We start from the raw sequence: 353 nt of genomic DNA on the forward strand, positions 1-353 counted from the left end.
AAAGTTTATTGTACCATCAGTCTCTGCGGTAATATAAAATCCTTGACCTACAGGAATGTATCTGTTAGGGATTTTAATAAGATTTCCCCCAGTGGCTATGTCTGGACTATTAGTGCCCTGAGTTGCTGCTGGGATACCGCCCGAAAGAGAAAATGTAGCGTAGCCCCCTTGATAATCATTGGCTATGTGCGAACCTCCTCCCCAATGTTTCCAAAAGTATAACGTACCGTTTGTTGCTCCTAAACCAGAAATTTCTGCTTTATTGTCTAAAAGAAATTGAACGGCATCTATAGCTGAAGGATACGGGTTGCCAACTAAATAATCATTACCAGCATTCACTGTTAAGTTTATAT

1 protein-coding gene is annotated in these 353 nt (G+C 40.2%); it reads right to left on the reverse strand.

What is annotated here, in order from left to right:
• The coding region (locus H4O21_RS28570) for a DUF8693 domain-containing protein (protein ID WP_220495888.1) at positions 1–353 on the reverse strand (353 nt) is incomplete at both ends.

Source organism: Oceanospirillum sediminis (assembly GCF_014164585.1).
GTDB lineage: Bacteria > Pseudomonadota > Gammaproteobacteria > Pseudomonadales > Halomonadaceae > Oceanospirillum > Oceanospirillum sediminis.